This is a genomic window from Pseudomonas sp. P108, from assembly GCF_032613195.1.
Taxonomy (GTDB): Bacteria; Pseudomonadota; Gammaproteobacteria; order Pseudomonadales; family Pseudomonadaceae; genus Aquipseudomonas.
In genome coordinates this window covers 3,374,698-3,392,121 of the sequence record NZ_CP126691.1, presented here as the reverse complement: position 1 = coordinate 3,392,121, position 17,424 = coordinate 3,374,698, and the positions used below count along the sequence as shown (strand labels likewise).

Here is a 17,424-nt window from a genome sequence, read left to right as displayed (position 1 = left end):
GGAGACGCCCTATCAGAGGGTCTACTAAACTCAACCTATGAATAGATTGCTTTCAGTCACATTTAGAAGCAAACATGCTCACCGCCTCAACCGCATCGCTTGTTCCCGTTTGGATTTGGGATATAACCTCTCCCGCTTGATCAGCCAGCATCACACCGCGCTGTGCGCCGTCGCGCGTCTTTCCCATACTCGCAACCGCATCGCGCGTCTCTGTTAGGATTTTTCCAATCATTTCCGCAATTTCTGCTGTTGAGCGACTCGTTCGTCCCGCAAGCTGTCTAACCTCATCCGCTACTACCGCAAAACCTCGGCCTTGATCGCCCGCGCGTGCTGCCTCGATTGCAGCATTCAGCGCAAGTAAATTGGTCTGTTCAGCAATGCCACGAATAGTATTTACGATCGCCGTTATTTGCTCGGATCTGTCTCCTAACTGTCCAATTAATCGGGCAGACTCTCCAATGCTCTCCGCTATTGAGCGCATCTCTGTTGCTGTCTCATGAATCACTTGCGCACCTTGCTGGGCTACTCGTTCAGTTTCAGCTGAGATGTGATATGCACGTAATGCGCCTTGAGCATCTTTGTCAATTTTCTCAATACGAGCGGTGATGTCGCTTGCAAACTTTATGATTTTTATTAATTGCCCTCCATTATCGTAAACAGGATTATAACTTGCTTCTAACCATACCGTTTTTCCGTCCTTGCTTATTCTTTTGAACTGACCACTAAAAAATTCGCCTGCGTTCAGGCGTCGCCAAAAATCATTGTATCCTTGACTGCTTACCAACTCTGGCTCACAAAGCAAACTATGATGCTTTCCGTACAAAGCAGAAAACTGATAGCCCAGAACATCTAGAAAATTTTGATTCGCACATATTATATTTCCTAGCACATCGAATTCAATAATTGCCATTGCCCTATCGATAGCGTGCAGCTTTGCTCGCAACTCTGCATCCCGAGTGACTTTATCCGTTACATCAAAAGCAAACTTAATTATTTTTTCCACTTTACCAGATGCACTTATCAGTGGGCTATAGGTGGCTTCAAGCCATATCACCTCGCCGCCTTTTGCGATTCTCGGAAACGTTCCAGAAATAGATTCTCCTAATGATAGCTTTTGCCAAAAGGAAGAATACTCCGCACTTTGAGTAAAGCTTTCTGAACAAAAGTCTTTATGCGTTTTATTAAGAACTTCATTAACACTATACCCTAGCAATCGCGAAATATTATTATTTGCGCGCACCACCTTCTTAGCTAGGTTGAATTCGATGATAGCTGCTGATCGATCGAGTACCGCAAATAACTCGTTGAGCTCGCTGTTTTGAGCTTCCATATCGGCTAATTTTAATTTAAGGGCTTTGTTGAACATGGTCACACCTTGAAAGATCGTAGCGAGATGGGTGGTTAATTCCATGCAGGCTTAAAAAATTATTTGTTAGTCTCAAATGCGCTCTGCGGGTGCACATCACTACACCAAAGTGATAAAAACAGAATTGCTACCTTGAGTGCGCAGGTAGATTAATTATCTTGCCTCATGAATACCAGCAACGTGCCTAAATAAACATGCGCTTTTCTTTAACTCTGCGTTTTTTTTGGATTGTCAATAAAAACGCAATAATAGGTAGTTGAATGCTTGACGAAGCGACAGCTATAATCCTCACATCGCCCACAATCACGATCGAAACCATGGATATCTACGGGGCACAAAAACTACACTTTTATGACATAGATGAGGCGTCTGAGCACTTCAAAAGCTACGACAACTTCATGTCGATAGTTCCAGGCTCGAGCGGAATGCTAGATTACGAAAAAAGGTTTTGTGTATTGGGTACGTCATTCGTAAGCCTTTCTTATAGCCCGTCTGGATGGGGATATAGGACATCTAACGAGATGGACGGCTTCTTAATTACAATGCCACATTCCGGCTTTATGCAATGGCGAAACTATAACGGCACTCACAGGGCTGAACGAGGGGCCATTGTTGTAGCTGATCAGAGAGAAATATTTTTTGCAAATTATGCCGCAGACATAAGCTATACAACGATATATCTTTCCAATGCAGATATAGTTAAACAACTTACCTTAATTTTAGGCTACCCGCCTAGAACGCGCATATTTTTTGACAAGAAACTCTGCGAACGCTGGCAAATTAACACCATTCAAAAGCTTGTGGAAACCATTATGGATTTCGCTGAGAGGTCGCCGATTTTTGTCAGAAAAGTAGCTGACAGTTTAAAAGAGAGTTTAATAGGCTTCTGTCTTTCAAACTTTCACCATAATTATACAATGAATATTCTCGCCCCCAAAAAGAGCATAACGCCTACCCCTCATTCAATCAACAGGGCCGCGGAATACATGGCATCCAGTGTAGATCCTCATTTAACCGTGTGCGAAGTCGCTGCCCATGCGGGCCTTAGCGTTCGCTCTCTACAAATGGGCTTTAGGCAGTTCAAGAACATGACCCCTATTGTTTTTTTGCGCGAGCAAAGGCTAGAAAAAGCAAGGTGTTTGCTCAGCATGGAAGAAAATACGCTCAAACCAAAAGAAATTGCTTACGCATGTGGCTTTACTAATTACCAGTCTTTCTGCAAATATTATAGCCTTAAATATTTCGTTCATCCTTCGTTCATAGGACGGCCCGTCTACAGCAAAGAATCGTGAAGCAAGATTGCTCCGTAAGGAGTCAGCAAGTTGGGAACCATGTTGGTTACGGATGGAGGATCAGCAAGCACAAGATACTCGCCCCGGGGCTATACTGCGGCTAATAAAAGCGCGTGGCGCCTGGTAGGTCTTGCCAAAGTTTGACCAGTTATGACCCGCAAGCACTGCACTAATCAACGCTCAAGGTTGAGACCTAAAGAAAGAAGTCTCTCGATCTTTTTAGTAGCCTCGCGCATCAATAAGGTCAGCATAGGAAGGTCACGCTCACTTTTGCGATATTGAGGAATAGTGGCTGAAACCGACCCTCGAATTTTACCATCGATAAAATATGGTACTGCCAAGCCGAAGGCTCCGAGCACTCGCTCCCCCTCACCAGTGGCCCAGCCTCTTTCATGAATAACCTTGAGCTCTTGCTTGAGAACTTCACGCGAAGTAATAGTTGCTTCAGTGATTTTTATTAGTTCAATCGAATCGGCTAAATCTTCTCCACAAAAAGCCAAAACCGCCTTACCAGCTGCACCGGCATAAAGTGGTACTTCCACATTTACCTGTAGCTTGTATTGAATCGGGCGCCATCCTTGAATTACATCAAGAAACTCAGCTTTCTTAGATGTGTCGTCGTAGGCGAGGAACGCGATTGTCTCACCAGTTTCTTGGACTAAATCTGACAAAATTGACCGAGTGAGATCCGCAAATGTGCGGAGGTCGCTGCCGATCCTAGAGGCCCATCGATATAGCTTTGAACCCGGGAACAAAGTGGAGTCAGATAATGTAACAATCCCCGCTTGAACTCCAGACTGTATCAGCCGTTTGGCAGTAGCCTCATTGCACAATAGTTGCTCAGGCAATCCCGCAGATTTTTTCAGACCGTCCGGAAAAGCGCATGCCAGTAGCAAGAGTCTTTCGAGACGAGTAACGGTGGACTTAGTCTCCTCAATCAATAAGCTAGGCGCTCGCTGAAGGCTGCCCAAAATTCGAGAATTTACAGTCGCATGTATTTCTTCAGCCACTCGTTGCACATCTGAATCAATATTCGAATTCTTTTTTGCCCCGGCGCTACCGACAGAATGGACGGAGATGGACACGACTAATCCATTCGCAAGACTCTTTGTAGCAATCGACAACGCGCTGGGAAATTCGGCCTCAGATAGCAATCCAAGGTGGTGACACGCACTATGGTCAGACTCTCGTGAATTGCTCAGCACATTTGAATCTGGAGAGTTGCTTTCGATAAATTCAGCAAACTGCCGACCGATATCTCCGAATGTAAGCGGAAATACAACACCCAATTCTGGCTTGAACGTAAGCGTAACTTTAGCCTCGCGGCATGCAGCTACGAAATAGCCGTTACTAGAGGGGCAGTAGATCGAGACGAGCGCAGTGCCTTGTGATGAATCTGCCAGCTCACTCAACAATCCTCCGCTCCGTCCAAGAAGCACACTTGAATCACTGAGCGTCTTGGTAAGGACGTCGATCCGAGGCCCTATGCCGTACTTACCAACTCCAAGCTCACTCGCAAGGCCCACTTCAACCAAGGAGACTAAAATCCGATTAACGGTACTCCGACTCTCCGAAAGCTCTGCCGCAAGCTCTCGAACCCCCCAAGGCTCTCCGCCCGTTCTCCTGACAAGTGCGTCCACTACATCTATCAGCCTGGTATGGCTCGATGCAGGGTGCGCCGGCGTAGATGAGGTAATAGAGCGTTTTGCTTGAGCCATCTTTAGAGAAATCGAGGTTTTGGAGCCCCATTCTGGGGGCAAAAGCTGCCCAACCGCAAATCGCACCTGCCTGTTGACAAGCGTGTCCCGCTTCTAGAATCTAGAAAAAACAAAATCAGGACGCTGTCCCATTTTTTGAGTTGAGCCTACGTCCTATAACCCGAGGTGCCCATGAACAACAATAACGTTATGGCCGAGCCTGTCGTTCAGACCGTTGAAGAAACGGAGCAGACGAGGAAAGCCAAGAAGGCCACGAGGGCCGCTGTATTTGGAACCTTTGTCGAGTATTACGACTTCAGCGTCTACGGGTATGTCGCTGCAACCCTCGCCATGGTTTTCTTTCCTTCAGATGATGCAACGACCGGCCTGCTGAACACTTTCCTCGTGTTCGGCTCTGCTTTCTTGGTGAGGCCGCTCGGCGCTATCGCCTTCGGCTGGCTCGGCGACAAGGTAGGCAGACGCTTCAGTCTTATCGCCAGCATCACCTTGATGGGGGCTGCGGCCACGTTAATTGGCCTGTTGCCCGGCTATGCGCAGATTGGTGTCTGGGCACCGAGTCTTCTGGTCGTGCTGCGCATGTTGCAGGGCTTCTCCGCTGGTGGCGAAATCGGTGGCGCTGCAAGCTACATCCGCGAGTGGGCTCCGCCCAAACGTCGCGCCTTGTACATTTCCTTCCTGCCCTCGATTGCTCAGTTCGGTAAAGGCCTGGCAGCTGCAATTGCAGGTCTGGCTGCGGCGACACTCACAGATCCGGAGATGCTTTCGTGGGGCTGGCGTATTCCGTTCCTGCTGGCTCTGCCGCTGGGAATCATCGGCCTTTACATGCGACTCAGCATTGAAGACAGCCCTGAGTTCGCGTCCAAGAAAAACGATGCTGAAGTCAAGAAAGGCCAGCCTTTCGCTGAGCTGATCCGCGACTTTCGCAAGCCACTAATCAAAGTGATCATGATCGCGATGGTTCAGAATATCGGTACCTACATCGGTACCGTATTCATCGCCGCCTACTTCAGCTCCATCCTGGGGTACTCGAAAGGTGAAGCATCCACCATCGTTCTAATTGCCGTGATTCTTGCCGCGTTCCTGATTCCTCTCGCCGGCCAACTCGGCTCTTATCGCGGCGGTAAGTCCATCCTGCGTTACTCCTACCTGGCCTACGCCGTATTGTCGATACCGTCCTTCATGCTGATGCAACAAGGCTCGGTAAACCTGGCAATGGCAGGTCTCGCCCTCGGCATGATCCCGTACGCATTTTGCCAGGCGGGTACCTATTCGGTGATGCCGGAATTTTTCCCGATGCATATTCGCCACACCGGCGTCGCATTTGGCCACAGCGTAGGCGCTGTCATTGGCGGGGGTTCGGGCCCGTTCCTAGCCACCTGGCTGATTGGCGCAACCGGTAATCAATCCACGCCCGCATTCATTTTGTGCGCTTCAGGTCTCTTGGGGCTGATCGTTATCTCGACCGTTCGTAAAAATGCACCGGCGGCGGGCGATGACGCCAACACCCATCAATTCTCCTAAGGTGATGATCATGCCTTTGATTTATGTGACAAGCCCGATCCATCCAGACGTACTGGAAGCCCTTTCACCTCTGGGTGAAGTTCGACTCGGCTACGGCCCGAATGCAGTTTCCTATGCCGACATCCAACAACAGGTAGATGCCGTATTTCTGCGCGGTGGCCACATCTCTGCGGAGATGATTGCCGACTCCCCGAAGCTTCGGATCGTCGCCCGGCACGGCGCGGGCTATGACAATGTCGACTACAAAGCAGCAGCTGAGCTGGGGGTCTGGGTCACCAACACGCCTGGCGCAAACAGAAGAAGTGTTGTGGAGCACGTATTTGCTCTGCTGCTGGGTATTAGTCGCAAGATTCAACTGGCCACAGATCAGACACGCGACAATATTTGGGCGGCAGATCGACTGTCCCTTACAGGTATCGAGCTCGAGGGTCGCACTTTGGGCTTGATTGGATTTGGCGACATTGGTCGACATGTTGCGCCTGTTGCTGAAGCTTTCGGAATGAAGGTTCTGGCGACTGACCCTGCTTATGATTCGAGCTTCGATAAACGCTTGGTCGATCTCGATACCTTGCTGGCTCAAGCAGACGTGGTGAGCCTCCACGTTCCACTGCAGGCAGGCACTGAGAACCTCATTGGCGGTGCCGAAATCGAGAAAATGAAAACCGGGGCCATCCTGGTTAACACCAGCCGTGGTGGAGTGATCGATGAAGCTGCGGTTGCTGATGCGCTTCGCAGCGGCAAGCTGGGTGGTGCAGGTGTCGACGTGCTGGCTGCAGAAAACATCGACATGATCACACCTTTCAGTTGCAACACATTCCCTGTTTCCGACTTACCTAACCTGCTCGTGACGCCCCATGTTGCCGGTCAAACCAATGAGTCGTTGCTGCGCGTTGGTATGAGCGCGGTAGAGGCGATCTCCGCAGTTTTGCGCGGCGAAGCCCCACTGCACCCAGTCAACAAACCTGCATCCAAGACGTTCAACTAATAGCGCTTTAAACGGATTCACGCCGAGGTCACCATGTTTATCAATGTATCTGATGAAAGCATCACCGTGAGCGAAGATTGGGAGCGCGCGTCCCTTAAACAAATTGAAAAGATATCGCATTACCCAGTCGCATTGATCGGCGATGTCTTGCAGCGCCTAGGAATGATGGCCTCCGCTATCCACCATGTGGCAGGTAAAGCTTCGTTCTACGGAACGGTGCTGCCTATCCTCACTTGGGAGGGTGACAACTTGGCCATCCACAGGGCATTGGATGATGCAAAGCCAGGTGATGTTCTAGTGATCAACGGCAACGGTGAAAGTAACCGTGCGGTCTTTGGTGATCTACTGGGTGAAGTGTGTCTGGCTCGCAAGGTCGCAGCTGTGGTCATCGACGGCGCGGTTCGAGATGTGGAGGAGCTGACTGCTATGGGGCTTCCGACCTATGCGCGCGCCGTGAATCCAGCCGGCCCCTCCAAGTACGGCCCCGGACAGGTCGGTGCACCTGTCGCTTGCGGCAATGTGGTTTGCAACCCGGGCGACGCAATTTTGGGAGACAGAGACGGAATCGTCGTTATCAGTCGCCACTTGGTTCCATCGCTCGCCGAGAAGCTCAAAGCCCAGGACGGGATCGAGAACAGTTTTAGAGAGAAAGTCCGCGCGAGTATTCGCTGAGAATCGTAGACGACTGCAGAGGAGGTGTTATCAAGCCCCCTCTGAATAACACTAGACCATCCACACTGACCGTAACGAGTGTGTGCACTTTAAGACGGGTCAAAGTAGCCGCATGCCGGTTGGAGTTTTATCATGATCGCACGGTTGCTTCCGTCCAAAAATCAAAGCGTGAACTACGACGAATTTCTGCAGCAGCTTGCTAAATCGGGCTTCCGGGGAGAAATCGCTCACAGCTATGGCCAGCGGATGGTGCTTGCAACAGACAACTCGATTTATCAGCGTTTACCTCAAGCAGCTGTGTTCCCACTGGATGCTCAAGACGTTCAGATTCTTGCGACGCTGGCAGCTGATTCCGACCATAGAGCCGTCGTCCTGACACCACGAGGTGGCGGAACGGGAACCAATGGTCAGTCGTTGACCGATGGGATCGTCGTCGACCTGTCACGTCACATGAACAGCATTCTTGAAATCAATGCTGAAGAGCGCTGGGTGCGCGTTCAGAGTGGCGTGGTCAAGGATCAGTTGAATGCCGCGCTGAAACCTTACGGACTGTTTTTCGCGCCGGAACTGTCCACCTCCAACCGCGCAACGATTGGCGGCATGATTAACACCGATGCCAGCGGCCAAGGAAGTTGCACCTACGGCAAAACCCGTGATCACGTGCTGGAGCTTTCTACGGTATTGCTTGGCGGTGATTTACTCCTTAGCGGCGTGGTGGGTAAAAGCGCTCTGATGCGAGAAACTGCGCGTCAGGATCGGATCGGTGAAGTTTATCGATGCGCTGTCGGCATTGCGGATAATCAGGCCGATCTGATCGAACGAACCTTTCCGAAATTGAATCGTTGCCTTACCGGCTACGACCTGGCACATCTTCGCGAGCAGGGTGACCGGTTCAACCTCAACAGTGTGCTGTGCGGCTCCGAAGGGTCTCTGGGTTTCATTGTTGAAGCCAAACTCAACGTCTTGCCGATCCCGAAGTATTCGATCTTGGTCAACGTCCGCTATGCAGGCTTCATGGACGCTTTGCGTGATGCAAAGGCATTGATGCTTCTCGAGCCTTTGTCGATTGAGACAGTGGACTCAAAAGTTCTGATGCTGGCGATGAAGGACATTGTCTGGCATGGCGTTGCCGACTACTTCCCTGAAGATCCACGCACACCTACCTTGGGCATCAATCTCATCGAGTTCAGTGGCGACGATGAAGCCGCTGTTCAGCAGAGCGTTCATGACTTTGTTTTGCATCTGCAGCGCGATACCTCCGTGGTGCGCCTGGGTCATACGCTGGCCATTGGCGCCGATGCACTGAAGCGCGTCTACGCGATGCGCAAGCGGGCTGTTGGATTGCTGGGTAACGTCAAGGGTGAAGCCAGACCCCAGCCTTTTGTAGAAGACACTGCCGTCCCTCCTGAGAATCTCGCTCATTTCATCCAGGAGTTCCGGGCACTGCTGGACAGCTACAATTTGCAATACGGGATGTTTGGCCATGTCGACGCTGGCGTACTGCATGTGCGCCCGATTCTCGACATGAAAGACCCTGTTCAGGCAGGCCTGATCCGTCCCATTTCCGACGCCGTCGCAGCCTTAACCCAAAAACACGGCGGCTTGCTGTGGGGCGAGCACGGGAAGGGATTGCGATCCCAATACGTGCCCGACTACTTCGGCGAGCTTTATCCGGCCCTGCAGGAATTGAAAGCGGCGTTTGATCCTTGGAATCAACTCAACCCCGGTAAAATCGCAACGCCTAAAACGCTGTCAGATACCCGACTTACGCGGGTTGACGAGGTAACGTTGCGGGGTGAGCTCGACCGCACGATTGATGAGCGAGTTTGGCGAAGCTACGACACCGCACTTCATTGCAATGGGAACGGCGCGTGCTACAACTTCGACCCTGACGACGCCATGTGCCCCTCATGGAAAGGCACCCGTGACCGCGTTCACTCACCGAAGGGACGTGCCTCACTGATTCGCGAATGGCTCAGACTTCAGGGCCAGCAAGGCGTTGATGTAGTGGCGGCGAGTGATCACGCTCAATCCACCAGCAATGTCACCAGCATCGCAAAACGAGCCGTGAATACGATTGGGCAAAGAATGGGGCAGCAAGACTTTTCCCACGAAGTCTACGAGGCGATGGCAGGCTGCCTGGCGTGTAAATCCTGCGCGGGGCAGTGCCCGGTCAAGGTCAACGTACCCGAGTTCCGCTCCCGGTTTCTGGAGCTGTATCACAGCCGCTATCTGCGCCCGCTGAAGGACTACCTGATAGGGTCGCTCGAATATACGATTCCCTACATCGCACGCTCACCGCGTCTATACAACTTTGTCATGGGCGCCCGCCCCGTACGCTATGTGCTTGAGCATGTGGCCGGGATGGTCGATAGCCCATTGCTCAGCATCACTGACTTCGACGCTGCATGCCGCCGGTGGAGTGTTCAGACTGCAACGCCTGAGTTGCTGTCGACATTGGGTAAACAGCAGCGTGATCGCAGCGTGATCATCGTCCAGAATGCTTTTACCCGATACTTCGAAACTCCCGTACTAGCCGACTGGATCGAACTGATCTCGAGGCTTGGCTATCAGGTTTACATCGCACCCTTTGCACCCAATGGTAAACCGCTTCAGGTACAAGGCTTCATCAAAGCTTTTGAAAAGGCCGCACGTTTCAACGGTGAAGCGCTGCACCAGCTTCAGGAGTACGAAATACCGCTGGTGGGCCTCGATCCCGCGATGACATTGGTGTATCGCCAGGAGTATGCGAAGACACTTGGCAGCCACCAGGCTCCTACCGTACTACTGCCGCAGGAGTGGCTGGCCAATACGCTTCCACAGTCGCAGATTGTAAAAAATGCCGATCCCTACCACTTTCTTCCCCACTGCACTGAAAAGACAAATGAGCCAAACAGCATCGGCCTTTGGCAACAAGTCTATGAGCGGATGGGGCTGAAAATGAGCGTTCAAGCCAGCGGATGCTGCGGCATGTCCGGCACATATGGGCATGAGACGAAGAACGCAGGCACTTCTATAGTGATCTACAAGCAATCCTGGGCGCCTCTTGTTAAAAAATATAATACTTCTGGCCGATTACTCGCAGACGGATATTCATGTCGAAGCCAAGTGAAACGACAGGACGGAGTAACCGTTTTACATCCATTGCAAGCGCTGCTGGATCTTGTCAGGAGTGCGGCTGCATGAACGCCAAGAGCATTAAGCCTCGGCAGGAGATTTAGTCGAAAGCTCGGCTTTTAGTCTCGCTGACGCCTGCCTTATGGCTTGGATTCACTTCGCGAAAAAAATTACGTCGATATTCAGAAGGCGACGTGCCTAGGTAAACGCCGAATTGTTGCCTCAGCGATAAAGGCGTTCCGAACCCCGCCTCCCCGGCAACACATTCGATTGGCAGGTCAGTTGTTTCCAATAGTTCTTGAGCTCTAGCAACGCGTTGCGCATTTAGCCATTTCGAAACGGTACTCCCTGTCGCCTCTTTGAATCGCCGCGTAAATGTGCGCCTGCTCATTTTCGCCATGTCCGCAAGCACATCCAGCGACAGATCGTTGGTCAGGTTTACTCGAGCCCATGCCATTACATCAGACAGATAAGTTTCGCTAGATAGCTGCGGTACAGGATGTTCAACATATTGGGCTTGCCCACCTTGCCTGTGTGGTGGCGTTACAAGCATTTTCGCGGTGCGGTTCGCAACATCAGCGCCAAGACGCTGGCGTACCAAATGAAGGCAACAATCAATTGCCGCCACAGTACCCGCCGAGGTGATGATGTTACCGGCACAGACATATAGAACCTCGGGTCTAAAGCGCACTTCAGGGAACCGTCGCGCAAACTCTTCTCGGGCGGCCCAGTGGGTGGTTGCTTCCTTGCCATCAAGCAACCCAGCATCTCCAAGGACGAACGAGCCCAAACATAACCCGACTATCAGCTTGCCTCGGGAATTGGCGCGCTGGAGCGCCGTCACCAGTTGCGCGGATGCAGGTTTTAATTGATCGCCCCACGCGGGAACGACGATTACGTCAGATTCCTCCATCAGTTCCAATCCATGAGTGACAGCGAGGTCAATGCCTTGGTCGCTAGTCACCATTCCCGTGCTCTCTGCAAAATAACTCACTACGTACTGAGGCTCGCCAGGTGCGGATTGAGCAGTCCCCAGCACCATTCCAGGAACGGAAAGATGAAACAGACTGACGCCTTCAAAAGCCAGAACGGCAACGCGTATGGATTGCATAAAATATGCCTCAGGTTGATCGCCTAAATAAGCGCGCATTCGAGCAGCAAGGGCTTCATTCGCCGTATCTCACATCTACAATGATCGGCTGGCCCAATTATATCGAAATATGTCATTCAGGCCACTGTTGTGGTGCTACGCAGTCGGCAAGAATGAATCTCTCGATGCATTAATAGGATCAATCCAATGACTTTAAGAAAACTTCGTCTCGTCCTCAGCCTCGCTTGCGCTACCGCCAGCACATGGGCGTTTGCCAATACTGATGTCTCGTCAGCACCAATCACCGCCCACAAAGTGGACTTGCAGCAAATTCGTAACGCAACGGTCAAAATCACTTATGGGGACACTACGTTTCTAGTCGATCCGATGCTTGCAAAAAAAGGAGCCTACCCAGGATTTGAAAATACCTACCGTAGCAATCTCCGTAATCCAATGGTCGATCTCACCGAATCGCCAGCCGAAGTTATCGCTGGTGTAGATGCGGTCATCCTCACCCATACCCATCTCGATCATTGGGATGAAGCTGCGCAGAAAGCGCTGCCTAAAGAAATCCCGCTGTTCACGCAACACGAAGACGATGCCAAGCTGGTTCGTTCCCAAGGCTTCACAAATGTGAAGGTACTGAAGGATGAAACTGAATTCGGTGGAGTGAAACTCACCAAGGCAGGCGGACAGCACGGTACAGACGAAATGTATGCTGTGCCCCCACTCGCAAAGCTTTTGGGTGAGGCCATGGGCGTTGTTTTTCAAGCCCCTGGCTACAAGACCGTCTACCTTGCCGGTGACACCATTTGGCGTAAGGAGGTTGATCAGACCATTCAGAAATACCATCCAGAAGTCATCGTGCTCAATACAGGTAAAGCAAAGGTGAATGGATTCGATAGTGCGATCATCATGGGTGAAGACGACGTCCTGCATGCGTCCCAGGCGGCGGCAACGGCGAAGATAGTCGCCGTGCATATGAATGCAATCAACCATACCTCGCTGACACGTGAAGCACTACGAACCTACGTCAAGGAGCAAGGAATCGAAAATCGCGTAGATATTCCAGAGGACGGCGCTTCACTGGAATTTTGACTTAAACCTTCTTGGGTCGGGATTAAAGCTCTTTAAGCGCGATCCCAGCTCAATATTCAGATCATTGGATAATCGACGGGAGACCCTCATGAAACGAGGTCTTGTAGTAGTTGACCTACAAAACGAATATCTACCAACCGGAAAGTTGCCTTTAACCGGCATCGACGCAGCTGTAGAGAATGCTATCCGGGTCATCAGCCACGCGCGCGATACGGGTGTTCCTGTTTTTCACATTCGGCATGAGTCCGCTGAAGATGCTCCGATCTTCGCAAAGGGATCGACTGGTGCGGAAACTCAACCAGACGTAGTTCCGCAAGGTAATGAACCCGTAATCATAAAAAAACATATCAACGCATTCAGGGAAACGAATCTGAAGCAGCAATTAGAAGCCGCTGATGTCAACGAAATCGTGGTCATAGGTGCAATGAGCCACATGTGCATTGACGCCGTGGTACGTGCAGCAGCGGACATGGGTTATCCGGTGACTGTGTTGCATGATGCGTGCGCCACATTGGATCTCACCTTTCGTGGTGTTTCCGTACCTGCCACTCAGGCGCATGCGGCAATAATGGCCGCGTTCGAGTTCGGCTACGCCACTGTTCAGTCTGTGGACGAGTATCTATCGGCCTGACTAAGCGACTGTAAGTCTTGGGGCCCTAGGGCCCCTTGTCGTTTCCATACAGTATTGCGTGAAAGTAAACGAATCCTCTCCCTATCGGTTTTGGAATGGGCCCAGACGCGTATGGAGCAAGCAACGAGTTCTAACACTGCGCAGCGCTCACCCCCCTATCTAATGGCATTCAAAGTCATTTCCGATTTACCGTCGTGCAGGTCTGACGCAATGAAAGTAACTAGGAAAAAAATAGAAGACCGTGTAAGTCATCCTCGCTTGGTGATTCAAGTGATATTGTGCTTAGTGGCATTCGCGGCAAACTCAGTATTCTGCAGACAAGCGTTGATGGAGGGGCAGATTGACCCTGAGTCATTTACGATGATTCGATTGCTCAGCGGTGGGCTTTTTTTGCTGATGCTAACCAAGATTCGCAATTCCAGATTAACTGTCGGTGGCAGTTGGAAGGGAGGCCTTTCCCTTTTCGTATATGCCTATCTCTTCTCAATCGCTTACGTTCAGCTAGGTGCGGGCATGGGCGCTCTGATTTTGTTCGGTGCAGTGCAGGTAACAATGTTTATTTTCTCGTGGGTTCAAGGAGAACGTTTTCATAAGAGGGTGGTGATCGGCATGCTGATTGCTTCTTCCGGCTTGTTCATGTTGTTGCTACCTGGCACCAGCTCCCCTCCTTGGGATGGTGCGCTGCTAATGACAATTTCCGGTGTGGCATGGGGTGCCTATTCGCTGCTCGGAAAGGGCGCTGCGAATCCACTTGCCCAGACCACCGGCAACTTTGTGAGGTGTCTTCCATTCATGCTCATACTTGGTACAGCCATGTTGTACGGAAACGCTCTTCAGATCAGCGCTCCTGGAGTGATGTATGCGCTTGCTTCAGGTGTCTTGGCATCAGGCTGCGGTTATGCGCTCTGGTACAGCACAATCAAGCACATTAGCTCTCAACAGGCCGCCACTCTCCAGCTAAGCGTTCCGATAATCGCTTCGCTTGGAGGTATACTGGTTTTGAATGAGCCTATATCGCTGCACCTATTGTTGATCTCAGGCATCGTACTGGGGGGTGTCGCGATGGCGTTACTGCCAAAACGTGAGCGCAGCGAATCTGGTCAAAAGCAATGAGAACCGATTCTCAACTCACTTTGATGCCTTACACACTCCAAGCCCACCAGGGTAGTTCGCGATCGCCCATCTTATCCCAACAAATGACGCGAGTAGCTTGAGATACCTCAGACTTTCTTTACTTACTCAATCGCCTCGTAAGGGAGTCCCACGTAGTTTTCTGCGATAGTCCGACGCCCCGCTTCAGAGCGCACAAAATAGTCGAGCTCGGCCTGCTTAATTCGCTGTCCAAAATCATCATTACCTGGGAAGCGATGCAGTATTGAAGTCATCCACCATGAGAAACGCACAGCCTTCCAGATTCGACGCAAACAAACTTCAGAATAGCGTTCGAGAAGATCTGTACGGCCTTCTTGATAAACCTTCACAAGAATGCGGCTAAGTGTGCTCACATCGCTGGCCGCAAGGTTAAGGCCTTTTGCACCGGTTGGAGGCACAATATGCGCCGCATCACCCAGCAGAAAAAGGGCTCCGTACTGCATAGGCTCAACGACAAAACTGCGAAGTGGAGCGATACTCTTTTCAATGGACGGGCCAGTTATGAGCCTGTCAGCGGTTTCTGCAGGGAGCCGTTTTTTCAACTCCTGCCAGAAACGATCGTCAGACCAAGCTTCGACTTTTTCATCGCTAGGTACCTGAATGTAATAGCGGGTGCGCGTAGGTGACCGCATACTGCATAAAGCGAAACCGCGTTCATGGCTGGCATAGATGAGTTCAGCACTCACGGGAGGTGTATCCGCTAACACCCCTAACCAGCCGAATGGATAGACACGCTCAAACTCCTTAAGAACCCCATCCGGGATAGTCTTTCGCGACACACCATGGAATCCATCGCAGCCTGCGATGTAGTCACAGTCCAAGCGAACAGTCGATCCATCATGATCGAAGGTGATGTAAGGCGCCGTGGATTTTATATCTTTCGGCTGTACGTTCGTGGCGTTGTAGTAAGTAATGCCTGCGCTGGAGCTTCTAGCCTCCATTAGATCCCTAGTAACTTCGGTCTGACCATAAACCATTACAGTTTTACCATTGGTCAAACCTTTAAGGTCTATATGCTCACTACGCCCATCGAACGCTAATTCAAATCCGTCATGAACGAGACCTTCGCGATCCATTCGTTCGGCAACACCCGCTTGTCGCAGCAAATCGACAGTCCCTTGCTCAAGCACGCCCGCACGGATACGCCCCAGGACATAGTCAGGATTCTGCCGTTCGATAATGACATTATCAATGCCAGCCTTTAGGAGCAGTTGACCAAGCAAGAGACCAGAAGGGCCAGCACCGATAATTGCAACTTTTGTTCTCATTTTTTGTCCTAAGCGGGTGAATGCCACCATGGCGATTCTTCTTATTTCAATTCTGTAGAATGCTTTATGCCGAACTCACACAAAGCAACTCATCAAGCTAGACGCGTTTGAACGAGACAATCTAGAAGGAAGTTCCTACGATGAGCTGTACGTAAGTATTAGTATTTTGACTACCTAACTGCGAACCTCCCTGGCTCGCAGCTTTATCTGGCTTATACAACCCCAATACAGGACTGATGAAGACATGATCCGAAACCGCCACCTCAGCATATATATCGAATTCTCTTCCACCGAGGTTAGCTAGGCTGCGATCAATTGGATCAAAGTCGAAGTAAAGCGCTCCTATTGTGAGATTTTCGCGTGGAGTGACCTTCAATCCGACGTGGTGAACACGGATATTACTATTGAAAGGGCCTGCATAATTAGATGCCACTTCGCCCTGAAACCAAGTGCCATATCCTCGACTATTGCCATAAAACAGCGGGTCAAAAGATTCAGAAAAGCGACTATAACGATATGTGGCTTTGGGCGACCATGGAACAGATGCAAAAGTCCAACTGCCCTCCATATACCAAGCATTTTCTCGACCACTGTCTCTGTCTTGGGTCGCGTACTCGACAGCTAGATTCAAATTCTCGATTCCTAAAGAACCTGCTCCTCGTAGGCTAACGGTTTGCATACCGTCACGCTCTGATTGGAATGGAGTAGCAAAACGTTCATTTACATCCAGGCCTTTAATATATGTGAGGCCTAAAGTCCCCTCATCGGCCACATTCTCTAAAGTAGCGACAGCTAACTTTGTTTCGGCTTGAGCTCGATTATCTGAGCCCAGCCACATCAGGTCACCCCTCCACCCTTTTTCTCCACCAATACGGAGCACGGCAGTTCCATCAAATGCTTTGCGAGGAGCTAAATAATAAGCGCCGCCCCGATCAAAGTTATTACCAAGATCGACATCGCCTAGACTAAGCGCATCACCTTTAATTAAAAAACCATCCCCAACGATTACCTCTTGGCGACCGGCTGAAATTTCAATACCGTTTTCGCCAAGACTAGAAAAAAGGCTTCCAGAACGCCAGCCAAGATAGGCATCTTCAACTGCAGTCCGCCGCTCGGAGCCTTTTGTAAAGCCCGCTGCATCGCCATCACCCCACGTCCCTGAACTCAGGAGGCTAAAGGCACCGTATAGACTCGATTGGTTTTGAAATTTGCTGCTTCCATTCAACCCATATTTGATGAAGCCCTCTCGCCAGTTTGAAGAACCTGAATCTTTCGTACCAGTTGTGGCGTAATTTTCGTCACTGTGCATCACAGCGAAGACCGCCTCGACTTTGGAGTTAAGTACATTACCGTCCTGACTATATAATTCATAAGCTCGGGACTCTATGGGCAAGGCTAAAGCGCCTATCGCCAATGCCACCGAAGCACAACCAGATTTTTTACTTTCAGAATTAAACGGCATAATGCGCCCTTCTATTTATTATATTTATCAGGAATTAATTTGGCAGAATTTA

General features: G+C 50.7%; 13 protein-coding genes and 1 pseudogene. 8 read left to right on the top strand and 6 right to left on the bottom strand.

Annotated features, from left to right (window positions below):
- Positions 1-52 precede the first annotated feature (52 nt).
- Positions 53-1,366 carry a methyl-accepting chemotaxis protein gene (locus QOM10_RS14830; protein WP_258638183.1) on the bottom strand — a complete coding sequence of 438 codons (1,314 nt, stop codon included), beginning with the start codon at positions 1,364-1,366 and terminating at the stop codon, positions 53-55.
- Between the two features lie 317 nt (positions 1,367-1,683).
- Here QOM10_RS14830 and QOM10_RS14825 point away from each other — a divergent pair, with 317 nt between their 5' ends.
- Positions 1,684-2,658: a helix-turn-helix domain-containing protein gene (locus QOM10_RS14825; RefSeq protein ID WP_258638184.1), complete on the top strand. Its 975-nt coding sequence runs from the start codon at positions 1,684-1,686 to the stop codon at positions 2,656-2,658.
- Positions 2,659-2,831: 173 nt separating this feature from the next.
- On the opposite strand, the gene QOM10_RS14820 is transcribed toward QOM10_RS14825, so the two are convergent.
- Entirely contained in the window at positions 2,832-4,070 is a 1,239-nt protein-coding gene (locus tag QOM10_RS14820) for an IclR family transcriptional regulator (RefSeq protein WP_258638185.1), read from the bottom strand.
- 111 nt (positions 4,071-4,181) lie between these two features.
- A pseudogene (locus QOM10_RS31300) lies at positions 4,182-4,376 on the bottom strand (helix-turn-helix domain-containing protein); the annotation flags it as partial.
- A 171-nt stretch (positions 4,377-4,547) separates the two neighbouring features.
- On the opposite strand from QOM10_RS31300, the gene QOM10_RS14815 reads away from it, so the two are divergent.
- From QOM10_RS14815 to QOM10_RS14800, 4 genes are all read left to right on the top strand, one after another.
- Positions 4,548-5,897, top strand: coding sequence for an MFS transporter (locus QOM10_RS14815; RefSeq protein WP_258638186.1), 1,350 nt, complete (start codon positions 4,548-4,550; stop codon positions 5,895-5,897).
- 10 nt (positions 5,898-5,907) lie between these two features.
- Entirely contained in the window at positions 5,908-6,882 is a 975-nt protein-coding gene (locus tag QOM10_RS14810) for a hydroxyacid dehydrogenase (protein WP_258638187.1), read from the top strand.
- Between the two features lie 33 nt (positions 6,883-6,915).
- A complete protein-coding gene (locus QOM10_RS14805; RefSeq protein ID WP_258638188.1) occupies positions 6,916-7,554 on the top strand; it encodes an RraA family protein in 639 nt (212 codons plus the stop codon).
- 132 nt (positions 7,555-7,686) lie between these two features.
- Positions 7,687-10,740, top strand: coding sequence for an FAD-binding and (Fe-S)-binding domain-containing protein (locus tag QOM10_RS14800; RefSeq protein WP_316916358.1), 3,054 nt, complete (start codon positions 7,687-7,689; stop codon positions 10,738-10,740).
- 31 nt (positions 10,741-10,771) lie between these two features.
- Here QOM10_RS14800 and QOM10_RS14795 read toward each other — a convergent pair whose 3' ends face one another.
- Entirely contained in the window at positions 10,772-11,782 is a 1,011-nt protein-coding gene (locus QOM10_RS14795; protein WP_258638190.1) for a GlxA family transcriptional regulator, read from the bottom strand.
- A 186-nt stretch (positions 11,783-11,968) separates the two neighbouring features.
- On the opposite strand from QOM10_RS14795, the gene QOM10_RS14790 reads away from it, so the two are divergent.
- The 3 genes from QOM10_RS14790 (at position 11,969) to QOM10_RS14780 (ending at position 14,603) form a co-directional block, all read left to right on the top strand.
- Entirely contained in the window at positions 11,969-12,859 is an 891-nt protein-coding gene (locus QOM10_RS14790; RefSeq protein WP_258638191.1) for an MBL fold metallo-hydrolase, read from the top strand.
- Positions 12,860-12,947: 88 nt separating this feature from the next.
- Positions 12,948-13,490, top strand: coding sequence for a cysteine hydrolase family protein (locus QOM10_RS14785; protein ID WP_258638193.1), 543 nt, complete (start codon positions 12,948-12,950; stop codon positions 13,488-13,490).
- 210 nt (positions 13,491-13,700) lie between these two features.
- On the top strand, positions 13,701-14,603 hold the full coding sequence (locus QOM10_RS14780) for a DMT family transporter (RefSeq protein ID WP_316916357.1): 903 nt from the start codon (positions 13,701-13,703) through the stop codon (positions 14,601-14,603).
- Positions 14,604-14,725: 122 nt separating this feature from the next.
- Here QOM10_RS14780 and pobA read toward each other — a convergent pair whose 3' ends face one another.
- On the bottom strand, positions 14,726-15,910 hold the full coding sequence (gene pobA, locus QOM10_RS14775; RefSeq protein ID WP_258641469.1) for a 4-hydroxybenzoate 3-monooxygenase: 1,185 nt from the start codon (positions 15,908-15,910) through the stop codon (positions 14,726-14,728).
- 121 nt (positions 15,911-16,031) lie between these two features.
- On the bottom strand, positions 16,032-17,372 hold the full coding sequence (locus QOM10_RS14770; RefSeq protein WP_316916356.1) for a hypothetical protein: 1,341 nt from the start codon (positions 17,370-17,372) through the stop codon (positions 16,032-16,034).
- Positions 17,373-17,424: the final 52 nt, after the last annotated feature.